Genomic DNA, 21,485 nt, shown 5'->3' with positions numbered 1-21,485 from the left:
CTGATGACACCCTTTGCCAAGACTTTTCTGGTGGCCACGGCCGTCGCCGGCATGGCCGCGCCGGCCTTCGCCGAAGACATTTCCTTCTGGGGCTGGCGCGTGGAGGACGTGCCGCAATATGAAGAATTCATCGAGACCTTCGAGGCGGAAAACCCCGATATCAATGTCAATCTCAGAATGATCGAAGCCGTCAATTACGGCACCATCCTGTCGACCGCGCTTGCGGGCGAGGCCGGTCCCGACGCGATGATGGTGCGCGCCTACGGCTCCTTCGAGAGCGTGGCATCCGGCGGTTATCTCATGCCGCTTTCGGAAGAAAACGTGCCGGCGCTGAAGGATTTCCCGGCCGACGCGCTGAAGGCGGAAACCCTGCGCGCGGACAACACTATCTACGCCATTCCCTTCGCCTCGCAAACGATGATGGTGCTCTACAACAAGGATGTGTTCAGCGAGCTTGGTCTCGAGCCGCCGAAGACCTGGGACGATATGAAAGCGGCCGCCGAAGCGCTTCAGGAAGCCGGTCTCTACGCCTTTGCCAATGGCACGGCGGACGCATGGCAGAACGAAGTCATCACCTTCGGCCTCGGTTCGTCGACCATGGGCAAGGCCTTTTACGAGGACGTGATGAGCGGCGATGCCGATTTCACCGATCCGCGCTTCGTCGATGCGCTGACCCGCATTAAGGATATGAGCCAGTATTTCCCCGATGGCTTCATCGGGCTGGATTACGCCTCTTCGCAGCAGTTGTTTGCGACGGGCATGGCCGGCATGTTCGTCGGCGGCTCCTATGAGATCGCCGCCATGAAGGGCATGAACCCCGATATCAATATCGGCGCCATTCCCGCACCCGTGGTCAACGAGGGCGATGAAGGCCTTGTCGCCGTGTTCTATGACGGCGGCTATGCCGGCAATGCGGCCACCGAGCACAAGGATGCGGTGCTGAAGTTCCTGAACTTCCTCGCCTCCAAGGAATTCGGCCAGGCCTTTGCCAACGAGCTCTCCAACATCTCGCCGATCCCGGGCGTCACCTTCGACAACCCGAACCTTGAGGCCGTTGCCGAACTGAACAAGACCTCGATGCCTTACATGATGCTGGTGAATTTCCGCTTCGATCAGCCTTCGGGCTCGACGCTGGTTCAGGAAAATGTTCAGAAGATGATGGCCGGCGAGGCAACGCCTGAAGAGGTCGGTGCCACCGTTACCGAGGGCCTGTCGAAATATTACGAGCCCTTCCAGAACAACTGATTTCTCGACGTTTGGGAGCCGGCCTTTTGGGGCCGGCTCGCTCTGATCAAGACGGAAGCGAATGCAATGAACCGCCTGATGCCGACGCCACGTGGCCTTTGGATCACCTGTCTGATCCTGCCCGCTCTTGCGGTGATGCTGCTCTTTGTCGCCTACCCGATCGTTTCGGCGCTGGCCTACGCCTTCTATCACTGGAACGGCATGGCGCGGGGCGAGTTTGTCGGCTTCCAGAATTTCTACGATGTGCTGTTTACCGAGCCGTATAAATCAACGGTTCAAAACGCCTTCATCAACAATGTCATCGTCTTTGTAACCCTGATGGTGGTGCAAAACGGCGCCGCGTTCATTCTCGCCTATGCGCTGTGGCGCGAGTTTCCGCTGGCCCGGTTCCATCGCATTGCCGTGTTTCTGCCGGTTGTGCTGTCGACCGTGATTGTCGGCTATTTGTGGAAACTGTTCCTCAATCCGCTGTTCGGCATCGTCAACCAGACGCTGAAAGCGGTCGGCCTTGCAGGCTTGGCGCAGCCATGGCTCGGCCAGTCCGATACTGCGCTTGCCTCGCTCATTCTGGTCAATGCATGGCACTGGGTCGGCTTTCCGACACTGATTTTCCTGGCCGCCATGCAGCGCATTCCCAGCGAAATCTACGATGCCGTGCGCATGGAGACCGAAAGCGAGTGGGTGAAAATACGGAAAATCATCTGGCCGCTGGTGGCGCCGGCGGCAACCATCGTGTTCGTGCTGCAATTCATCGGGTCGTTCAACTGGTTCGAACTGCCCTATGTGATGGAGGGCATGAGCGGCTCGCCCTTCGGTAATACCGATGTGCTGGCGCTTTATTTCTACCGCCTCGCCTTCGGCAATCCCGGCGCCGGAAGCTCGGACTTCGGCCATGGCTCGGCGCTGGCAGCGCTCGTCTTCATCTTTATCACCGTCTTTGCCACCGCCATGACGCTTTACCTGCGCCGCCGGGAGATTGAGCTTTGAGCGATACGACCTATACCGACCGCTCCGGCCTGATGCGCACATTCGGGCGCGATGGATTGCTGCAGATCCTGCTGATCGCCAATACCTTCATCATGATCGCGCCGATCGTGATCATGGTGTTTTCGGCCTTCAAGCCGTCAATGGCGATTTTCCGACAGCCCTTTGCGATCCCCGATTTCACCGATCTGTCGAATTTCGAGGCGATCTGGACCGAGACCCATTTCGTCCGCTATTTCTTTAACTCGCTGCTGATCACCGGCTCGTCCATTCTTGCCATTCTGGTGCTGGGGTCGATGGCGGCCTATGCGCTGGGGCGCTATAATTTCAAGGGCTCAAGCTTTCTGCTGCTGTTCTTCCTGGCCGGTCTGACCCTGCCGCTGAAGCTCGCCGTCATCCCGCTTTTCGTGCTGATGCGCAAGATGGGCCTGCTCGACAGCCAGCTATCGCTGATCCTCATCTATATCGCCATGGGCCTGCCATCGACCGTGTTCATCATGACCGGGTTCATTCGCTCGCTGCCCGGCGAGCTGGAAGATGCCGCGCGCATGGACGGCGCTTCGGAAGCGCGGATCATGTGGTCGGTCATGCTGCCGCTGGCGCGGCCCGCCATGGTGATTGCCGCAATTCACAACCTCGTGCCGATCTGGAACGATTTCTTCTTCCCGCTGATCTTCATCCAGAACGATCTTCTGAAAACCCTGCCGCAGGGGCTGACCAGCTTCATGGGGGAATACACCACCAATTGGGGCGTTCTGTTTGCCGGGCTGACCTTCGCCGCAGCCCCCATCACGCTGCTCTACATCATCCTGTCCCGCCAGTTCATCAACGGCATGACCTCGGGCGCGATCAAGTGACGCTGAAGCTGAAGAAAGGCGGGCTGGTGGTTTCCTGCCAGGCCCGCGCGGACAACCCGCTCCACGGCGCGCATTTCATGGGCGCGATGGCGCTCGCGGCGCGTGACGGCGGGGCATCCGCCATCCGCGCGAACGGCATTGCAGACGTGCGGGCCGTAAAGGCGGCAGGCCTTCCCGTTATAGGCATCGACAAGCAGTTTTCAGATGATGTTCCGGTTTACATTACGCCGACGCTTGAAGCCTGCGATGCGCTTGCCGAGGCCGGAGCCGATATTATCGGCATTGACGCCACGCCGCGCCCGCGCCGGGGCGACGAACCGGCAAGGCTGATCCGCCACATTACCGAAGCGCTTGGCCTTGAGGCCTTTTGCGATATCGCAACGTCCGACGAAGGGGCGGCCGCCGCTGACATGGGTGCAACCTATGTGGCGACGACGCTTTCCGGCTATACGGATTATACGGCCCGCACCGACGACCTGCCGGACTACGCCCTGATCGAGGCGCTGGTCGCCCGCATCAAAACGCCGGTGGTGGCGGAGGGCCGGTTCTCGACGCCCGAACGCGCGCGCCGCGCGCTGGATTGCGGCGCTTATGCCGTCGTTGTCGGCACGGCGATTACCAATCCGCGCGAGATCACTCGCGGTTTTGTCAGGCAGATCGAGGGCTGAGGCCATGGACAGCTATTTCCTCGGCGGCGATATCGGCGGAACGGCGTCGCGGTTTGTCCTTTGCGATCAGGCGGGCACGATCATTCAGCGCGGCGCGGCGGCCGGCGCCACCGGCCACACCTTCAACGCCGAATCCCGCGCGACGCTTGAGGAAAGCATCGCCGCGATTGCCGCGCAGATCACCAAGCCGGTTGACGCGGCCGTCTTCGGCCTCACCGGGTATGGCCCGCGCGCGCGCAGCGAAATCGAAGACATGCTGATTGCCGCACTGAAGCTGACGCGGGCGAAGATTTTCATTTCCGACGATATCGAGCTTGCCTACCGCAGCCTGTTTGCGCTTGGAGAAGGCCACCTCGTTTCCGCCGGAACGGGGTCGATTGCCGTTCACCTCGACAGCGAGGGCAGGCTCTTTCGCATTGGCGGGCGCGGCATCCTGATCGACGATGCGGGCTCCGGCGGCTGGATCGGCCTTGCCGGCGTGCGCGCGCTCTACCGCCGGCTCGACGAGGAGGGCGCGCCGGGCGATATGCACCTGCTCGCCGATGCGCTTTATGCCGCCCTCGGCTCTGACGACTGGTCGGATATGCGGGCCTATATCTATGCCGGCGACCGGGGTCGCATCGGCGCGCTCGCGCGCTCTGTTGCCGATGCCGCGGAGGCCGGCGATGCATGCGCAAACGCTATTCTGCGTGAGGCCGGCGCTGAACTCGCCCGCCTCGGCAACATCCTGATTGCCCGCAACGGCAACCACCCCGTCGCCTTTGTCGGCGGCGTGCTGAAGCTGCACCCCGTCATCGCCGAGACGATCCGTCAGAGGCTTGCCGGCGAGGCGCGCTTTCCCGTCCTCGATCAGGCGGAGGGCGCCGCCCGGCTCGCCCTTTCCTTTTTTAACCCTGCATCTTCAGGACCTTCCGCCTGAATTCGACTGCCGAAACTGCCTCCCGGGCATGTTTGCGACCCGCGGTACTGGCCAGATTTCTCGTTTTCGCCATCGTCGTTTTGGTCTGATGGGTCGGGTTGTCTTTTGAAGCGGAAGCCGCCGTTTGCGGTTTCAAGGATGCGACAATCGACCCGACGCCACGTTACCGGTTCTCGATCGCGCCCGCCCCATGGCGGTAGCGCCAGCCGGATTGCGCCATGATGGCGAGATGGATGGCGAGCGCGGCGGCAAGGCCGATTGCGTGATCGAGGATCGTGATGTCCGGCGTAGCGCTCGCGCTCACAAGGGTGGCGATGCTCAGCGGCAGGAACAGCACGATCGCGGTGACGAGGCCGGGATTGTAGCATCGCAGCCGCAGCGTGGTCACGATATGCAACATCGCATTGACCAAGAGGAGATAGGGCGCGACGAGGCTGGCGCCCGGCGACAGCAACAGTGCGGCATAGAACGCGAACAAGTTCACGCCCCAGACGACCGGCAGGTTGACCACGATGACGTCGACCGGCCGCAGCACGTTTCTGCCGCCGAACATTCGAGCGTTCGCGAAGCGGCGGAACCGGTCGCCGGTATGCTCCTCCACCTGATGAAACATATAGGCGGGCAGGTGCAGGTAGAGCAGCACCACAAAACCGGAAAAGGCGAGGGCAATTGCAGGTGCCAGGGCCACGAAGCCGCATGCCATGAACAGCGCCGAAGAAACCCAGCGCCTGGCCAGCCAATCCACCATCGCGAACATCCCCATTGCCTGTCGGAAAACACAAGTCGCGCACTGTGACGGTGCATGAATACCGCGATGAATGCAAGTTTGCCATGATCGCAAGCCCGCCGCCGGTCGCTGGGGCGCAGGGCGGCGAACTTTTTCTCGGTTTGACGGTTCGGAACGATTCCAGCCGGCTCAGGCTTCTGGTGCGGTTTTTTGCGACCGCTCCGTCTTGTTGGGGATATGCAGCCGCCTTCGCCTCCCCTCGCGATGCGTTCGACATCATCGTGGTTGTCCGGGGCTTGGATCGCATCGCGGGACTGGAGGGAGCGGCCCAAGGACGCCTTTCTGGAGCGCTTCCGAAAGCCTTCAGGCAGAGAGTTCCCGCCGGATGATTTCCGCGCCTGCCGAAAGGGCTTCAAGCTTGCCGCGGGCAACCGCGCGCGCAAGCGGCGTCATGCCGCAATTGGTGCAGGGGTAAAGCTTGTCGGCATCAACGAACCGGAGCGCCTTGCGCAGGGTCGTGGCGACCTCTTCCGGCGTTTCGATTGTGTCTGTTGCCACGTCGATGGCGCCAACCATCACCTTCTTGCCGCGGATGAGCTCGATCAGCTCCATCGGCACATGCGAGTTGTGGCATTCCAGCGAGACCAGGTCGATACTGGAGGCCTGAAGCTTCGGGAAAGTCTCCTCATATTGACGCCATTCAGAGCCCAGCGTCTTCTTCCAGTCGGTGTTGGCCTTGATGCCATAGCCATAGCAGATGTGAACCGCCGTCTCGCATTTCAGCCCTTCGATCGCCCTTTCCAGCGTGGCGATGCCCCAGTCATTCACCTCTTCAAAAAACACATTGAAGGCAGGCTCGTCGAACTGGATGATGTCCACGCCGGCCGCCTCCAGCTCGCGGGCTTCCTGATTGAGAATTTTGGCGAACTCCCAGGCGAGCTTTTCACGGCTCTGATAATGAGCGTCATAAAGCGTATCGATCATGGTCATCGGGCCGGGCAGCGCCCATTTGATCGGACCGTCGGTCAGGCTGCGCAGGAATTTCGCATCCTCGACGAAGACCGGCTTCTCGCGCGAGACGGCGCCAACGACGGTCGGAACGCTGGCATCATAGCGATTGCGGATCCTCACCGTCTCGCGCTTCTCGAAATCGACGCCATCGAGATGCTCGATGAAGGTCGTGACGAAGTGCTGGCGGGTCTGTTCGCCATCGCTGACGATATCGATGCCGGCGCACTGCTGCTCGGCCAGCGTCAGCCGTAGCGCATCACGTTTGCCCTCGGCGAGTTCATCACCCTTGAGCTTCCAGGGGGACCAGAGCTTTTCCGGCTCGGCAATCCATGCGGGCTTGGGCAGGCTGCCGGCGGTCGAGGTGGGGAGGAGTTTGTTCATGGTCGAGGCCTTTCGGATACCTGGATTGGTCAAAGGGCGTGTTGAGCGGACAATCGGCCCAGAAGGGAAGCGTGGGGCTTGATGAAGTGCTCTTCCGCGAACCTGCCTTGCTCGATGGCGAGCCGGGTCCGCTCCTCCCGGTCATAGACGATGCGTGTGAGCGAGTGGTCGCTCTGCTTCAGGTTCGGTTTGTAGCATTGGCCCGCAACCGAGTTCGCGTTGTAGATCTCCGGCCGGTAGATCCGCTGGAACGTCTCCATCGTTGCGATGGTGCCGATCAGTTCCAGATTGGTGTAGTCGTTGAGCAGATCTCCGAAGAAATAGAAGGCCAGGGGTGCTGCGCATTCAGGCGGCATGAAATAGCGCACCTGCAAACCCATCTTGCGGAAATACTGCTCGGTCAGCGACGGCTCGTTGGCCTCGTATTCAACACCCAGGACGGGGTGCCGGTTTGCGGTGCGGTGATAAATCTTGTTCTCCGAGACACTGAGGCAAATGACCGGCGGCTTGCGGAAATGCGCCTTGTACGCCTGCGAATTCACGAAGAACTGGAAGAGCTTTCCGTGCAACTCGCCGAAATCCTCCGGCACGCTGAAACCCGCCCGGTCCCTGTTATGCTCGGGTAGCCGGATGCTGAAATCATAGTCGCGCACATAGGAGGAGAAGTTGTTCCCCACGATGCCTTCGATCCGCGCGCCGGTCCTGCGATCGAGGATCGTCGTCTTCAGCACTTCTATGGCCGGGAAAGTCTGTCCATTGCCGCCAATCTCCAGTTCGGCGGAAATGATGTCGAGCTCGACAGCGTAGCGGTCGCTCTCCGGATTGTCCCAATGCGCAAGATCGTTGCAGCGATTGTTGATCATGCGCAACGCGTTTCGCAGGTTCTCCTGCCGGCGCTCACCGCGCGCCAGGTTCGCGAAATTGGTGGTCGTCCGCGTTCCGTCGGACGGTTTGTAGTTTTCGTCGAAACGAATGGACTTGATCGTGAAGGTGAGGTCATTGGTCATGGTAGTATCCTGGCTTCCGAGAAAGCGCGCGCGGGCATTGATTGCGTTTTCGAGGCCTTTTTGAGCCTGCCCTGTCGGCAGTCTTCATGAGACGACGGCTCAGGCAATGCATGTTGTATGCCCGAGTTTTTCCATGATAAAAAATGATAATTTTTCAGAAAAGCATGACGCGACGTCATGTTGCGGCAATACGGTTTGGAGCCGCCGTGCAACGATAGCCGCTCGCCGCCTGGGCGCGACAAACGACCGGACGTCGCCCGCCCTCCAGCGATGGCTCAGATCTGAACGGTCTCGGCCAGCGCCATGAAGCCATCCAGATAGTCGGGGCGCTCGCCCTTGCGGTGGCCGAGATGGATGGATTTGGCGATCCCTTCGCCAATCCGCACCCCCTTCACGCCCCTGGCTCCGCGCAGAAGCCAGTCGGGCGTGGCGCTGACGGCGCGGCCGGAGGCCACCAGCCGCAGCATCAGGTCGGTGGTCTCCACCGTGCGGTGGCGGCGCGGCAGGGCATGGGCGGGCACGAGAAAGCGGGTAAAGATATCGAGCCGTTCGCGCGAGACCGGATAGGTGATCAGGGTTTCGCCTGCCAGGTCCTCCGGCTCGATCCGTTGTTTTTGCGCAAGGGGATGATTCTCGGCCACCGCCAGAACCAGTTCGTAATCAAACACAGGACTGTATTCGAGGCCCGCGCGTTCGATCGGGTCGGGGGTGACGAGTATGTCGATCTCGTGGCTCAGAAGGGCTGCGAGACCGCCGAACTGGAAGGCGGTGGTCACATCCAGCTCGACATCCGGCCATTCCGCCAGAAACGGATCCACCACCCGCATCAGCCAGTCCTGGCAGGGATGGCACTCCATCCCCACCCGGATCGCCCCGCGCCGCCCGCGCGCATAATCCTCGATCACCGTCGCGCCATGTTCCAGTTGCGGCAGCACCCGCTGCGCAAGACCGAGAAGATAGTCTCCGGCCAGCGTCAGCCGCAGCTTGTGCCCCTCGCGCTCCCACAGCTTGACGCCGTAGCGGTCCTCGAAACGGCGGATTGCGTGGCTGACGGCCGATTGGGTCAGGTTCAACTGCTCGGCCGCCTGGGTCAGACTGCCCGTCCGGTCAATCTCGCGCAGGATGGCGAGGGGCTGGATATCGATCATGGAGCATGAATCCCTGTCATGTTTCCATGGTCTAGAACGCTTCGGGTGGAAATGGAAGCGGGGCTGCTCGCCGAAAAGCGGCCCGCACTTAAAGCGGTCGCGCGCGGGTCTCTTTCCCAAAATCGGCAGGCAACCTTTTCAGGCGGAGGACGTTTATCCCTGCAAAGGAGAAAACAATGTCAAAATCGGAATTCTGGAAAGAAATGGACGATGTTCGCGCGGCGATGCTGGGCGTTGGTTCCGCCCGCCATGTGCCGATGTCGCCTTATCCCAATGAGAAGGAAGGGGTGATCTGGTTTATCACCGCGAAGGGCACTGATCTGGTGAAGGCGATCGAGGCCGGCGAGACCGAAAGTTCGCTTATCGTCACGGGCAATGGCGAGATGCACGCCCGCGTGGAAGGCAAGTCCGAACTGGTCCAGGATCGGGAAAAGCTCGAGGAGCTCTGGAATCCGGTGGCTTCCAGCTGGTTCGAAGGCATTGATGATCCCGATATCCGGTTGATCCGGTTTGATCCGGACTTCGCGGAAGTCTGGGCCACAAAAGGCTCGATCGGATTTGCGATCCAGGTCGCCAAGGCCAAGGTTACCGACGAGAAGCCCGATATGGGCGATCACTTCGAGGTCCGGTTTTGACGTCTTCCGCTTCGTACCGGGAATTGTTTTATCCGCCGGGCGTCCTATCGGACGCGCGGCGGCGACGTTTGGGGCGAGCCGAGCCTCGTCGCCGGGATAATGCAGTGCAACGCGGATGAAGCCCGATAGTCGGGGGCCGGTCAGGCCTGCAGCCGGCCGGTGTCGAGAAACCGCTCGAGCTGATCGACATAGGGCGCGATGTCGAGGCCGTTTTCCTTCAGCCAGTCGGGGTTGTAATAGGTATCGGCATAGCGCGCGCCGCTGTCGCAGATCAGGGTGACGAGCGAGCCTTCGCGCTGTTCGTGCATCATCTGCGCCGCGATGCGGCAAAGGCCGAAGAAATTGGTGCCGGTCGAGCCGCCGACCTGGCGAAAGATGCGCTTCGAGAGCACGTGCATGGCGGCAAGCGATGCGGCGTCGGGAACCCGGATCATGTGATCGATGACCGTCGGCAGAAAGGACGGCTCCACGCGCGGCCTGCCGATACCCTCGATACGGGAGCCGTCATCGCGGCTGACGGTGCGGTCGCCGCTGACATAGCTGTCGTAGAACACCGAGTTCTCGACATCGACGACGCAGAGCCGCGTCGGCAGGTTGCGGTAGCGGATATAGCGGCCGATCGTGGCCGAGGTGCCGCCGGTGCCCGCGCTCATCACCACCCATTCGGGGGTGGGATGCTCCTCGTTCTCCATCTGCGCGAAAATGCTCTCGGCGATATTGTTGTTGCCGCGCCAGTCGGTGGCGCGCTCGGCGAAGGTGAACTGATCGAGATAGTGGCCGCCGGTTTCGTTGGCGATCCGCTGCGCGGCGTCGTAAACCTCGCCGGAACGCTCCACCAGATGGCAATGGCCGCCGAAGCGCTCGATCGCCTCGATCTTCTGGCGTGACGTCGTGCGCGGCATCACCGCGATGAACGGCAGATGCAGGATACGGGCGAAATAGGCCTCCGAAACCGCCGTCGAGCCCGACGACGCCTCGACCAGCGTGGTGCCCTCGCGGATATGGCCGTTACAGATACCGTAAAGCACCAGCGAGCGGGCGAGGCGATGCTTCAGGCTGCCGGTCGGGTGCGTGCTTTCATCCTTCAGATAGACCGAAAGCCCTGTGAGGCCGGGAAAGACCGGCTTGATCAGATGGGTATCGGCGGAGCGGCGGGCGTCGCCCTGCAACAGCCCGATGGCGCGGCGCGCCCAGGCGCGCTCGGCGCAGGCCGGCAGCGCGATGTCCAGACCGTCGGTCAGAAGGGCGTCGCCGCTCATAGCGCGATCACCGCCTCGACTTCCACCATCGCCCCCTTGGGTAGGGCCGAGACTTCATAGCAGGCGCGCGCCGGGAACGGCTCGGCAAAGGCCTTGCCGTATTCTTCATTGACGTCGGCGAAGCCGGATAGATCGGTCAGAAGCACGGTGGTCTTGATCGCTTTCGAAAGGTCAGCGCCGGCTTCCGCGGCGATCGCCGCGATATTCTTCAGGCATTGCCGCATCTGCTCCACCGCGCCGCCTTCCACGAACGCGCCGGTTTCCGGATCAATCGGAAGCTGGCCGGATACGAACAAAAGATCGCCATGGCGCACGGCCTGGCTGTAGGGGCCGATAGCGGCGGGCGCCTTGTCGGTGGCGATGGCTTTCATGGCGACGTTCTCTTTTCTTCATTGTCCGAATGGCCGAGCGGATGCATCAGCCGGTTGGCCCAGCCAAAGATTGCAATAGCATGAATGAGGTCGATGATCTCGAAAGGTTCGAGCCCTGCGGCCTTCAGCGCCGTGATATGGCTTTTGTCGGCGCTGGGCGGAGTCGCCGTCAGCGCCTCGGCGAATGCGACGATCGCGGCGTCGCGGGCCGACAGCGCCGCGCGGTTTTCGGTCCACAGCGCGGCGATCACGGCGGAGCTGCCGGAGAGGCGAATATGCTGACGCGCGTGGACATTGGCACAGTAGCGGCAGCCATTGACCTGGGATGCGGCCAGCGCCCCGAGTTCGCGGTCGGCGCGGGGCAGCCCGCCCTCGGCATACATGATCGCGTTGAACAGCGTGGTGCGCGCCACATAGCTTTCCGGATCATGCGCGAGCGTGCGCACATAGGGCGAGACTTTCTTTGCCGAGGGCGTCACCTTCATCGCCTCGAGCTGCTCGGGCGTGGCGTCCTCGATCTCGACCGGCGGCAGATGCGGATGCCAGGTGAGCGGCTTGATGCGGATGGAACCCAGAGCGCTCATGCGGTCGTCTCCAGAAGATGAAGGCCGTGGGCGACCCTGATCTGAAAGCAGGCAAAGGCCAGAAGTTCGGAAAGCGCGATCACCTGCGGCACGGTCAATCCGGCCTCAAGTAAGGCATCAAGGCTTTCGCGCGAGCTTGCGCCCGGCCTGGCGGCAATCATGTCGGCATGAACGGCGATGGCGGCAAGGCGGCTCTCTTCCGGCATCTCCCCGCGCGAAAGCGTGGCCAGGGTCTCATCTTCCGGCACGGGATATTCGGCGAGCAGCTTTTCATTCTCGGCCGTCAGCGCCACCCGGCGGGCGATCGCAGCGCGCAGCGCCGGAGACAGGCCGAGATCGTTTTCGGGGGTGAGAACGGCCACGCGGCACTCTTCCGCGCCATTGAGGAATTCGGGGCGAAGCGCGCGAAGGTCAAAGACGGCGCCGTCTTCGGCAAGGCCGCCGGCGCGGTCCAGCGCGTCGGGCCGGGCATGGTGTATGGTCATTGCGGTCCCATGATGAGATTGGGGAGCCAGAGCGTGATTTCCGGCACGGATGCGAGCAGGATCAGCACGACGATCGGCGGGATCAGCAATGGCAGGATAGAGATCGCCAGCTTTTCGAAGCGGACGCCCGAAACGGCCGACATCAGGTAAAGCCCGACGCCGAGCGGCGGCGTGGCGATGCCTAAAAGCAGGGCAAGGGTGATCACCATGCCGAACTGCACCCGGTCGATGCCGAAGGCATCGGCGGCCGGCAGCAGCAGTGGCAGGAGAATGATCTTGGCCGGCGTCGCCTCCATGAAACAACCGATGATAACCAGCAGCACGATCGTGAAGGCCATGAACACCCAGGGTTGGCTGATCGCCTCCAGAATGCCGGAGGCAAAGGCCTGCGGCACCTGCTCGAAGGCAAACAGCCAGCCCATGATCTGCGAGACGCCGATGATCATCATGATCAGCGAGGAAAGCACCGCGCTTTCGGTGAGCGCGTCGCGCACGCCCTTCCATGTCACCGTGCGATAGAACAGGCCGATCAGCAGCGAATAGCCGCAGGCGATCACGCCGGCCTCCGTGGCGGTGGCAAAGCCGAAGATGATGGCGCTCAGGATGATGGCGGGCGCGATCAACGCCGGCAGTCCTTCGAGCGTGGCGCGGCGGATATCGCGCATGCTGGCGCGTTTCTCGCGCGGCATCGGCGTCCAGATCGAAACGACGCGGATATAAAGGATGAAGGAAATCGCGACGAGGATGCCGGGGATGATGCCGGCGAGAAACAGCCGGGCCACCGACTGGTTGGCAAGCCAGGCATAGACGATCAGGCTGATCGAGGGCGGTACGATCGGCCCGACAAGCGAGGTCGCAACCGTGAGGGCTGCCGAGAATTGGGGCGAATAGCCGCGCTCGCGCATCGCCTTGACCTCAAGCTGACCGAGGCCGGCAATATCCGCCGTCGCAGCGCCCGAGACGCCTGCGAACAGAAGCGAGGCGACGACGTTGACATAGGCGAGACCCGCGCGGAAATGGCCGATCAGCGCGAGGCAGAAATTGAAGATGCGATCGGTCAATCCAATCGTGTTCATCAGATTGCCGGCCAGCACGAAGAACGGGATTGCGAGCAGCGCCGGCTTTGCCGCGCCATCGAGAATCTGCTGGGGGACGACGATGCCCATATCGCCGAACCCGGCCCAATAGAGCCCGACGATCGCGCCGGCGCCGATGGCGACGGTCACCGGCACGCCGATAAGCATCAACAGCACGAAACCGCCGATGACGATGAGGCCGAGGATCATTCGACGGCTCCTTTTTCGACCGGCTCTATGTCGCGCGGGAACGCTTCGCTGCGGCCGGTGGCGATCTCGATGAAGGACAGCAAGAAATGCGCGAACACCAGCGCGGCGGAGACGAACAGCGGCAGCGACTGGGTCCAGATCGGCAGGCCGGTGCCATCCATCGGCGCGCGCTGAAGCGAGATCAGCGCCGGCGCGCCGCGTAAGATCGCCGCCATCACGGCCATGCCGACGAAGCAGGCGAACATCCCGCCGACCCGCCGGCCGACCGGCGGCAGGCGCGACATGAAGATATCGACGACCACGTCGCGGCGGTTGCGCATATAGACGAAGAAGCCGAGCAGCAGCATCCAGATGAACAACAGCAGCGTCCACGAGAATATCCAGCCGAAGGCATGATCGAACACCGCCCGGAAGGCGACGTTGAAGAGGTTCAGCGCCACCATGACGGCGAGACAGAGTGTCGCCAGCCCCTTGAAGAGGCTGGCAATGGCGTCAAGAATGCCGTCAAGCGCGCGCATCGGGCTTACTCTTGCTTCGCGGCCTGAACGGCGTCCAGCAGGCCTTCGGGCAGTTCACCGTTTTCGGCGCGCTGCTGATAGAAGGCTGCCATTTTGTCGCTGAACTGCGTGGTGTCGAAGTCAAAGTTGACGGTGACGCCATCCTTGGCTTCCAGGTCGCTCTTCAGCGTCGCCGCCTGTTCTTCGAGCAACTCGCGGGCATAGGCGGATGCTTCGCTGTGGGCGCGCTCAAGGGCGTCCTGCTGCTCCGGCGTCAGCTTGTCCCAGGCCTTGGCGTTCATCATCCAGGCAACCGCCTGCGGGTATTCGTCGGTGCGGATGATGTTGGGCGCAACCTCATAGAAGCGGGTGGATTCGATCAGCTCCGCCGGCGAGGTCACGGCGTCGACGATGCCGCGATTGATGCCGTCATAGACTTCGCCCCAGGGCAGAACCCGCACTTCCGCGCCGAGATAGGTCCAGGCGTCGATCACGAGTTGATCCTGGAACTGGCGCATCTTCAGGCCCTTGATATCGTCAACGGAGTTGACCGGCTTGGTCGAAAGAAGCGTGCGGAACGTGCCGCGCGGCATTTCCGGAATGCTGCCGAGCACGGTGATATTGGCCTTTTCCTCGACTTCGCCGAGCCAGGACTGGAACAGGTCGCCGTCGATGAAAGACGACCACTGATCGTAATTGTCGAACAGGAAGGGCGCGGAGGCATAGCGGATGCTGTCCTCCCAGCGCGACATGAAGGACAGGCTCGACGGCGCAAGCTGGATGATCCCCTGGCTGAGCTGCTCGATGACGGAATCCATCGAGCCGATCTGCTCGTTGGGATAGATCTTCACCTCGATCTCGCCATCGGTGTATTCCGACACCAGGTCGGCGAATTTCTGATAGGCTTTGCCCTCGAAACTGTCGGGCGTCATCATCGAGCTCAGGCGCCAGACATCGGCTGCCGAAGCGGGTTGTGTCAGGGCGATGGTTCCGATCGCAATCGTCGCGGCGCCCGCGATGCGTGTTATCAAAGACATGCTGCTATTCCTCTGTTCTTATCGTTCCGTTTTCCGGTCTCGCCATCGCGGCGCGCGGCCCGTGGCGCATGAATGGCTGAATCTGCACTTGCCAATATCTTCTATATGGATAATGATGAGCTCAATATGTCAATATCGAATGATAAAATTTCCGATGTGAAAGCGCTCGAAGCCTTTCAGGCCGCCATGGCCTGCGGCTCGATGACGGCGGCTGCCCGTGAGCTGGGCATTGGCCAGCCTGCCGTAACACGCCAGATCAAGGAACTCGAAGAGTCCGTCGGTTTTCCCCTGTTTCATCGCAACGGACCGCGCATATCGCCGACCGAGCGCGGCCTGCAGTTCTATGGCGAGGTGCAACGGCTGATGTCGGGCCTGCATCAGATCCGCGAACGCGCCGCCGCCATTCGCGACGGACGGATCGCGGCCATCGATGTCGCCGCCACGCCGACCATGGCCGGCGGGCTCTTGAGCCCCACGCTGGCGCGCATGGGCGAGGACCTGCCGGGCGTGGTCAATATCGAGACCATGAACGCCGAGCATGTGGCGCGCGCGGTCACCAGCCGCACCGCGGATTTCGGCATTTCCGCCCTGCCGCTGGAACATGCCACGCTCGAGGCCAAGGTGGTCTGCGAATCCCGGCTGGTCGCCGCCATTGCCGAAGGCGGCCCCTTCGATGTGGACGGCCCGCTTGCCCTCGAAAGCCTTGCGGCCGCGCGTCTCTTGACCGTCGGCAATGCCTATCGCATTCGCGGCAAAATCAATGGCGCGCTGGCGCGCGAAAACATCACGCCTGCCGGCGAGATCGTCACCAATTCGTCGCTCAATGCCATGATGGCGGCGCGCGCCGGGCTCGGCATCGCCATCATCGACCCGGTCACGGCCTTCGGCATTCCCGTAAAGGGCGTTGCGATCCGGCCGCTTTCGGTCAGCCTGCCCTATATCTGGGGGCTGTTCAGCGCCGCCGGCCGTGTACTTCCCGGCGAGCTTCTGTCTTTTGCGGCAGGCTTCGAGGCTGCCTGCAAGACGACCATCCCGGACTGCGTGTTCCACGATCCCGCGGACGTGCGGACGCTGGAACGGTCCAGTCTGTAATGCAAGGAACTTAAACCCCATGACCCACCCTTCTGGCCTTGCGGCCCTGGAAGCCGAACTTGAACGCCAACGCACCCTCTTGAACCTGCCGCCCAAGGCGTGGATGCCGGCGACCGAGCGACCGGACGGCGCTGAGGTTCTGGATGTGGCGGTCATCGGCGCGGGGCTCTGCGGCCTCGCGGCCAATTTGGCCCTCAGCATGGAAGGCATTTTCAAAGTCCGCCTGTTCGACCGCGCTCCGAAGGGTCGGGAGGGGCCCTGGGTCACCTATGCGCGCATGGAAACGCTCCGCACCGTCAAGGAAGCCGCCGGGCCCGCCATGGGCATTCCCGCGCTTACCTTCCGCGCCTGGTTCGAAGCGCAGTGGGGCGAAGACGCCTGGGCGCGGATGGAGCTTGCGCCGCGCACCCTATGGATGGACTACATGAACTGGTTTTCGCGGGTGACCGAGGCCGATATCGTCAACGACTGCGATGTCGAAGGGATCGAGCCCGAGGGCAACCTGCTTCGCCTGACGACGGCCAAAGGAACGGTGCTGGCCCGCCGTGTGGTGATCGCGACCGGGCTCGACGCCATGGGCGCGCCGCGCCTTCCCGCCGTTGCGCGCGATATCCCCAAGGGCAAGGTCTATCATTCCGCCGACGTGTTCGACGCCAAAACGCTGAAGGGCAAGCGCGTCGTCGTCGTGGGCGCCGGCGCCTCGGCCATGGACAATGCTGCGACCGCGCTGGAAGAGGGCTGCGCCCGACTTGATCTGCTGGTGCGCCGGCCCGCCATTCCCGTCATCGACAAGTTCACGGGCACCGGCTCGCGCGGCACGACATCGGGCTATCTCGGCCTGCCCGATGCCATCAAATGGGAGATCATGAACGAGGGCGACCGCTTTCCCGTGCCGCCGCCGAAACACTCGGTCGAGCGCGTCGCCCGCCACGACAATGCCTTCCTCCATGTCGGCGCGCCGGTGACCGGGGTAGAGGAAACCGCGAACGGCATCCGCGTCGTCACGCCGAAGGGCGCGCTTGAGGCCGATGTCGCGATCTTCGCTACCGGCTTCGGCATCGATCTTGGCGAACGGCCGGAGCTTGCCGCCTTCGCCCCCCATATCCGCACATGGGGCGATGTGATGGGCACGGAGAAGGCGGCGGAAAACCCCGGCCTCGCCGCCCATCCCTATCTCGCGCCCGATTTCTCCTTTCTCGAAAATCGCGAAGGCGCATGCTCCGCGCTTTCGAAGCTTACCTGCTTTGCCTATCCCTCGGTCCCCAGCCACGGCAAGGTGACCTCCGGCATACCGGCCTCGAGCGAGGGCGCGCGCCGGCTGGCGTCCGGTCTGGTGCGCTCCTTCATGGCCGAGGATGCCGACGTCCATCTTGCCCGGTTCCGTGACTATGACCGCCCCGACATGACCGGCGAGGAATGGCTTCCAAGCGACCTCGCCGTCAGCGCCTGAATTTTAGGAAAACCTGCCATGAACGAACCCTATATCCACGCCTCCTCGATCGTCATCGACGCGCTGCAATGCTCGGATTTCAACCGCGAAATCCTGCTGGAGGCCCAGGCGGGCGGCGTGACCGCCATCAGCGCGTCTTCCGTGCTTTGGGAGAATTTCCGCGGCGGGATCGAATATGTGATCATGTGGAAGCAGAAGCTTGCCGAAAACGCCGATATCGCCATGCCTGTCAGGACGCTGGACGATATCCGCCGCGCCAAGGCGACGGGCAAGGTCGGCATCATCTTCGGCTGGCAGAACACCTCGCCGGTCGAGGATCGGCTGGACTATTTCGGCATCTTCAAGGACCTCGGCGTCAACATCATGCAGTTGACCTACAATACCCAGACGCTTTTCGGCGCCGGCTATCTGGAGGAAAAGGACAGCGGCCTGACCGGCTTCGGCCGCGAGGCCGTGGACGAAATGGCACGATGCGGCATTCTGATCGACCTGTCCCATGTCGGCATCCAGACCTCGCTCGATACGATCTCCTATTCGCAAAAACCGGTCGCCATTACCCACTGCCTGCCGCGCGGGCTGAAGGATGTGCCGCGCAACAAGCCGGACGAGGTATTCAAGGCCTGCGCCGAAAAGGGTGGCGTCATCGGCACCTCGCTGTTTTCGCCCGGCCTTGCCAAAGGCAATGACGCGACGGTTGCCGATGTCATCGACGCGATGGAATACACGATGGACCTCGTCGGCGAGGACCATGTCGCGATCGGAACCGACTTCAACCACAACCGCCCGCGTCCGGGTCCATGGCTTTTGTGGGCCAACAAGGACAAGGGCACCGGCCGCACGCTGACCGAGTTCGGCTCGGCCAAGATCACCAAGCCCGAAGGCATCCGCCGCAACGACGAATTCCCGAACCTCACCGCGGAAATGCAGCGCCGCGGCTGGTCGCAGACCCGCATCGAGAAAATCCTTGGCGGCAACTGGATGCGGCTCTTCGGCGCGGTCTGGGGGTGATCGCACGATAAAGCCGGTTTCAGAGGCATTGCGGGCCGGAGCTGGAAAAGGTCCGGTCCGCCAGTTTCGGCAGCGTCAGCCGGAAGAAGACCGAGCGCGCGCCCTGGAACAGCAGCATCGCGATCCAGAGGCCGTGATTGCCGAACAGCGGCTGGAGCACCGCCCAAGCCGCGAAGTAGAAGGCCAGCGACGCCAGCATCAGCGTGCGCATCTCGCGCGACCATGTGGCGCCGATGAACACGCCGTCCATCTGAAACGCGATCACGCCGACGAGGGGCATGATCGCCGCGTAGGGCAGGTAGGTGTGGGCGAGCGCCTGCGTCTCGGGGATCGGCGCGATCAGGGCCACGACCATGGGGCCGGTGAGGAAGAAGACTGCCGATACCGCCAGCGCCATCGCCGCGCCCCAGAGCGTGGTGAGCTTGATGACGCGATCGAAGGCCGGGCGGTAGAAGGCGCCAACCGCGCGGCCGGCGAGCTGTTCGGCGGCGGTGGCGAAACCGTCGAGGAAGGCGACGCCGAGGAAATAATAGCGCAACAGCACGGTATTGGCGGCCAGGATATCCGTGCCGAGCACGCCCGACTGGCGGGTGAAGAAGGAAAGCCCGATCAGAAGCGCGAACGAGCGGATCATCATGTCGCGGTTGACCGAGAACATCCGCTTGAGCGCTGAAAGGTCGGGCCATTCCCAAAGCTTTCGGTCGGTGCGTCTCAGGATCAGGATCGCGCCAATCACGGCTGTCAGACCCTCGGCGATCAGGCTCGCGGCTCCCGCGCCCGCGAGCCCATAACCGAGCCACAAAACGAAGGCGAAGGCCAGAAACAGGTTCAGCGCGTTCAGCACCACCTGCAGCAGCAGCGCCGTCATCGCCTCGCCCCGGCCGATCACCCAGCCGAAGACCACGAAATTGAACAGCGCGAACGGCGCCGACCACACCCGCCAGGCATAATAGGTCCAGGCCGCTTCTCCCACCGGCCCGTCGGCATCGAGCGCGACCAGCCCCAGATGGCCGATCGGCACGTGCAGCAGGAGAATGAGCAGGCCCGCGGAAAGCGCGATCAGGATGCCGCCGAGCAGCATGCGCTGTTCCTGGCGAGGGTCGCCCGCGCCGACGGCCTGCGCCGTGAAGCCGGTCGTCGCGCCGCGCAGGAAGTTGAATGTGGTGAACAGCACATCGAAGATGACGGCGGCCAGCGCGACGCCGCCGATCAGCACCTCGTCGCGCAACTGGCCGACGACCCCGGTCGCCGCAAGGCTCACCAGCGGCGTTGAAAAATGCGCGATCATCATCGGCAGCGCGATCGTGAAAACCTGCCGGTGCGTAACCTGAAAGGGGCGCGAAACCCGACCGGCGGTATTCTCCACGATAAGCTGTCCCTGAAACATAGGTCGCCGGCTCGACCGGCGCGAAAGACGAGTTCTTGGATTAGGGCGAGATAGTTGAGCGCGTCAAGAGCGCGGGCCTCTCCCTGGCGGCGTCAGGCAGCGCCAATGCGAACTTGCTGGATATTCAAAGCGACGACAGCACGCTCGTCACGCCCCAGGCCACGGCTCCCAGCGGCACAAGGGCCAGCAGGGCGAAGATGCCGTCGCGGGTGAGGATCGAGAAGGCGATCAAGGTCACGGCGACGCCGATGAGGGAGGAGGAGAACGGGATGAACTCCATCAGCGGCATGATCGCGCCGAAGATCACGCAGGCCAGCGGCAGCAGCCACTTGAAAGGGCGCTTGAACAGGAAGGTCAGGCGTTCGCGCGCGGCCCTGTCGATCATGCGCGTCAGCGGAAGAACCTTCTTCATAGCTGGTCGAAACCTGTCGGAGGCGATCTGCCTTTTGCGGATCCAGCCGGGGAGCCAGATCTGGCTGTGGCCGACAAGCTGCTGGGCGGCGATCATCATGATGATCAGGCCGCACAGCGTCGAAAGCCCCGGCACGCCGCTGAGCGGCGTGATCAGCACCAGCGCCGGAAGGATCAGAAGCGGCACGAACGAGGCATGGCCGAAGGAGACCATGAGCCGGTCCACCGAAACGTGGCCGTCCCCTGCCTCTTCCATTGTGCGTTCGACAATCTCCGTCAGCGAGTGAAACTCGCCTTCGGATTCGGATGCGGCCGTCAAGCAAGGCTCCTTAGCAAATGGGCGATGTCAGCGAAACGCCGTTTCCGGCGCTTGGTTCCGCGGCGGCGATCGGCATTGCAATTCGCTGCGCGCTGTGTACCTCTTCTTTCCAACACAACAAAGCGAGGAAACCATGTCGGAACAACGTTTGGAACGGTTGGAAGCGCAGATGGCGGCGCATCAGGAGGTGCTGATCGCGCTGGCCGCGGCGCTTGCGGAAGGCAAGGACTATTCGGTTTTCCGCCGCGCGCTTGACGGGCTGCTGACTGTCAAGGGTCAGGAGGAGGATCCGGGCTTCGAGCCGGACGAGGCCTTTGCCTTCCAATACCGGGTTGCCGAAACGATCCGCACGATCATCGACGGCGCGGAAGCGCGCGCCAACCAGTAGCGGCCGGAACCAAAAGCCGCCCTCCGTCGTTCCGTGAACAGTTCGAATGGAGAGTGATGATATGGCAGCCGCGAAAAATGGATCCAGGGTCAAAGACGAAGATACCTATGAGGCTTTGCGTCGAGACGGAGCCTCGAAGGAAAAGGCCGCGCGCATTGCCAATGCCAAGGCCAATGACAGCATGAAGCCCTCCAAGAAGGGCGGCGAGGCGCAGCCCTATGAGGAGTGGACGCGCGACGATCTTTATGATCGCGCCCGCGAGATCGGCATCGAGGGCCGATCGAAGATGAGCAAGAAAGACCTGATCAAGGCGCTTCGAAACCACTGAG

General features: G+C 62.5%; 24 protein-coding genes. 11 read left to right on the top strand and 13 right to left on the bottom strand.

The window, feature by feature from the left end; all coding sequences use genetic code 11:
• The first annotated feature begins 3 nt into the window (after positions 1 to 3).
• From V6766_RS12025 to V6766_RS12005, 5 genes are all read left to right on the top strand, one after another.
• Entirely contained in the window at positions 4 to 1,245 is a 1,242-nt protein-coding gene (locus V6766_RS12025; protein WP_448466704.1) for an extracellular solute-binding protein, read from the top strand.
• 66 nt (positions 1,246 to 1,311) lie between these two features.
• Entirely contained in the window at positions 1,312 to 2,232 is a 921-nt protein-coding gene (locus V6766_RS12020; RefSeq protein ID WP_448466702.1) for a carbohydrate ABC transporter permease, read from the top strand.
• Positions 2,229 to 3,086, top strand: coding sequence for a carbohydrate ABC transporter permease (locus tag V6766_RS12015; RefSeq protein WP_448466700.1), 858 nt, complete (start codon positions 2,229 to 2,231; stop codon positions 3,084 to 3,086). The genes V6766_RS12020 and V6766_RS12015 overlap by 4 nt, the downstream gene beginning before the upstream one ends.
• Complete coding sequence (locus tag V6766_RS12010; RefSeq protein WP_448466698.1) at positions 3,083 to 3,754, top strand: N-acetylmannosamine-6-phosphate 2-epimerase; 672 nt, start codon at positions 3,083 to 3,085, stop codon at positions 3,752 to 3,754. The genes V6766_RS12015 and V6766_RS12010 overlap by 4 nt, the downstream gene beginning before the upstream one ends.
• A 4-nt stretch (positions 3,755 to 3,758) precedes the next feature.
• Entirely contained in the window at positions 3,759 to 4,673 is a 915-nt protein-coding gene (locus V6766_RS12005) for an N-acetylglucosamine kinase (protein ID WP_448466696.1), read from the top strand.
• A gap of 163 nt (positions 4,674 to 4,836) precedes the next feature.
• Here the strand turns inward: V6766_RS12005 and V6766_RS12000 are convergent, their stop codons facing one another.
• From V6766_RS12000 to V6766_RS11985, 4 genes are all read right to left on the bottom strand, one after another.
• Positions 4,837 to 5,421, bottom strand: a complete 585-nt coding sequence (locus V6766_RS12000) for an HXXEE domain-containing protein (RefSeq protein WP_448466694.1) — start codon at positions 5,419 to 5,421, stop codon at positions 4,837 to 4,839.
• A 342-nt stretch (positions 5,422 to 5,763) separates the two neighbouring features.
• On the bottom strand, positions 5,764 to 6,792 hold the full coding sequence (locus tag V6766_RS11995; protein ID WP_448466692.1) for a methionine synthase: 1,029 nt from the start codon (positions 6,790 to 6,792) through the stop codon (positions 5,764 to 5,766).
• A gap of 29 nt (positions 6,793 to 6,821) precedes the next feature.
• Positions 6,822 to 7,799 (bottom strand): DUF1852 domain-containing protein, encoded by a 978-nt coding sequence (locus V6766_RS11990; RefSeq protein WP_448466690.1) that lies wholly within the window; start codon positions 7,797 to 7,799, stop codon positions 6,822 to 6,824.
• A 275-nt stretch (positions 7,800 to 8,074) separates the two neighbouring features.
• A complete protein-coding gene (locus V6766_RS11985; protein WP_448466688.1) occupies positions 8,075 to 8,947 on the bottom strand; it encodes a LysR family transcriptional regulator in 873 nt (290 codons plus the stop codon).
• Positions 8,948 to 9,123: 176 nt separating this feature from the next.
• On the opposite strand from V6766_RS11985, the gene V6766_RS11980 reads away from it, so the two are divergent.
• On the top strand, positions 9,124 to 9,582 hold the full coding sequence (locus V6766_RS11980) for a pyridoxamine 5'-phosphate oxidase family protein (protein ID WP_448466686.1): 459 nt from the start codon (positions 9,124 to 9,126) through the stop codon (positions 9,580 to 9,582).
• Positions 9,583 to 9,722: 140 nt separating this feature from the next.
• Here the strand turns inward: V6766_RS11980 and V6766_RS11975 are convergent, their stop codons facing one another.
• The 7 genes from V6766_RS11975 to V6766_RS11945 are packed head-to-tail and all read right to left on the bottom strand — an operon-like array spanning position 9,723 to position 15,101.
• Positions 9,723 to 10,841 carry a PLP-dependent cysteine synthase family protein gene (locus V6766_RS11975; protein WP_448466684.1) on the bottom strand — a complete coding sequence of 373 codons (1,119 nt, stop codon included), beginning with the start codon at positions 10,839 to 10,841 and terminating at the stop codon, positions 9,723 to 9,725.
• Positions 10,838 to 11,212 (bottom strand): Rid family detoxifying hydrolase, encoded by a 375-nt coding sequence (locus tag V6766_RS11970; RefSeq protein WP_448466682.1) that lies wholly within the window; start codon positions 11,210 to 11,212, stop codon positions 10,838 to 10,840. Before V6766_RS11970 ends, V6766_RS11975 begins: the two co-directional genes overlap by 4 nt.
• On the bottom strand, positions 11,209 to 11,796 hold the full coding sequence (locus V6766_RS11965) for a peroxidase-related enzyme (RefSeq protein ID WP_448466680.1): 588 nt from the start codon (positions 11,794 to 11,796) through the stop codon (positions 11,209 to 11,211). Before V6766_RS11965 ends, V6766_RS11970 begins: the two co-directional genes overlap by 4 nt.
• Positions 11,793 to 12,281, bottom strand: a complete 489-nt coding sequence (locus tag V6766_RS11960) for a hypothetical protein (protein ID WP_448466678.1) — start codon at positions 12,279 to 12,281, stop codon at positions 11,793 to 11,795. The genes V6766_RS11965 and V6766_RS11960 overlap by 4 nt, the downstream gene beginning before the upstream one ends.
• Positions 12,278 to 13,567 carry a TRAP transporter large permease gene (locus V6766_RS11955; RefSeq protein ID WP_448466676.1) on the bottom strand — a complete coding sequence of 430 codons (1,290 nt, stop codon included), beginning with the start codon at positions 13,565 to 13,567 and terminating at the stop codon, positions 12,278 to 12,280. Before V6766_RS11955 ends, V6766_RS11960 begins: the two co-directional genes overlap by 4 nt.
• Positions 13,564 to 14,085, bottom strand: a complete 522-nt coding sequence (locus V6766_RS11950; RefSeq protein WP_448466674.1) for a TRAP transporter small permease — start codon at positions 14,083 to 14,085, stop codon at positions 13,564 to 13,566. The genes V6766_RS11955 and V6766_RS11950 overlap by 4 nt, the downstream gene beginning before the upstream one ends.
• A gap of 5 nt (positions 14,086 to 14,090) precedes the next feature.
• Positions 14,091 to 15,101, bottom strand: a complete 1,011-nt coding sequence (locus tag V6766_RS11945) for a TRAP transporter substrate-binding protein (protein ID WP_448466672.1) — start codon at positions 15,099 to 15,101, stop codon at positions 14,091 to 14,093.
• Between the two features lie 126 nt (positions 15,102 to 15,227).
• Here V6766_RS11945 and V6766_RS11940 point away from each other — a divergent pair, with 126 nt between their 5' ends.
• Genes V6766_RS11940 through V6766_RS11930 form a run of 3 tightly spaced genes read left to right on the top strand, consistent with a single transcriptional unit; the run spans position 15,228 to position 18,651 of the window.
• Entirely contained in the window at positions 15,228 to 16,193 is a 966-nt protein-coding gene (locus tag V6766_RS11940) for a LysR family transcriptional regulator (protein ID WP_448466670.1), read from the top strand.
• A 19-nt stretch (positions 16,194 to 16,212) separates the two neighbouring features.
• Positions 16,213 to 17,643, top strand: a complete 1,431-nt coding sequence (locus V6766_RS11935; RefSeq protein ID WP_448466668.1) for an NAD(P)-binding domain-containing protein — start codon at positions 16,213 to 16,215, stop codon at positions 17,641 to 17,643.
• Between the two features lie 18 nt (positions 17,644 to 17,661).
• Positions 17,662 to 18,651 carry a membrane dipeptidase gene (locus V6766_RS11930; protein ID WP_448466666.1) on the top strand — a complete coding sequence of 330 codons (990 nt, stop codon included), beginning with the start codon at positions 17,662 to 17,664 and terminating at the stop codon, positions 18,649 to 18,651.
• Between the two features lie 19 nt (positions 18,652 to 18,670).
• Here the strand turns inward: V6766_RS11930 and V6766_RS11925 are convergent, their stop codons facing one another.
• Both V6766_RS11925 and V6766_RS11920 read right to left on the bottom strand, forming a co-directional pair.
• Positions 18,671 to 20,017 (bottom strand): MATE family efflux transporter, encoded by a 1,347-nt coding sequence (locus V6766_RS11925; protein WP_448466664.1) that lies wholly within the window; start codon positions 20,015 to 20,017, stop codon positions 18,671 to 18,673.
• A 145-nt stretch (positions 20,018 to 20,162) separates the two neighbouring features.
• The gene (locus tag V6766_RS11920) at positions 20,163 to 20,768 is read right to left on the bottom strand and encodes an exopolysaccharide biosynthesis protein (RefSeq protein ID WP_448466662.1); all 606 of its coding nucleotides are present in this window, start codon (positions 20,766 to 20,768) and stop codon (positions 20,163 to 20,165) included.
• A gap of 133 nt (positions 20,769 to 20,901) precedes the next feature.
• Between V6766_RS11920 and V6766_RS11915 the strand changes: the two genes are divergently transcribed.
• Both V6766_RS11915 and V6766_RS11910 read left to right on the top strand, forming a co-directional pair.
• Positions 20,902 to 21,156: a hypothetical protein gene (locus V6766_RS11915; protein ID WP_448466660.1), complete on the top strand. Its 255-nt coding sequence runs from the start codon at positions 20,902 to 20,904 to the stop codon at positions 21,154 to 21,156.
• Between the two features lie 61 nt (positions 21,157 to 21,217).
• A complete protein-coding gene (locus tag V6766_RS11910) occupies positions 21,218 to 21,484 on the top strand; it encodes a DUF7218 family protein (RefSeq protein ID WP_448466658.1) in 267 nt (88 codons plus the stop codon).
• Position 21,485 lies beyond the last annotated feature (1 nt).

This window comes from Martelella sp. AMO21009 (assembly GCF_053484295.1).
Note: the sequence above shows the minus strand (reverse complement) of the source record. Positions and strands in the feature narration are given on the sequence as shown.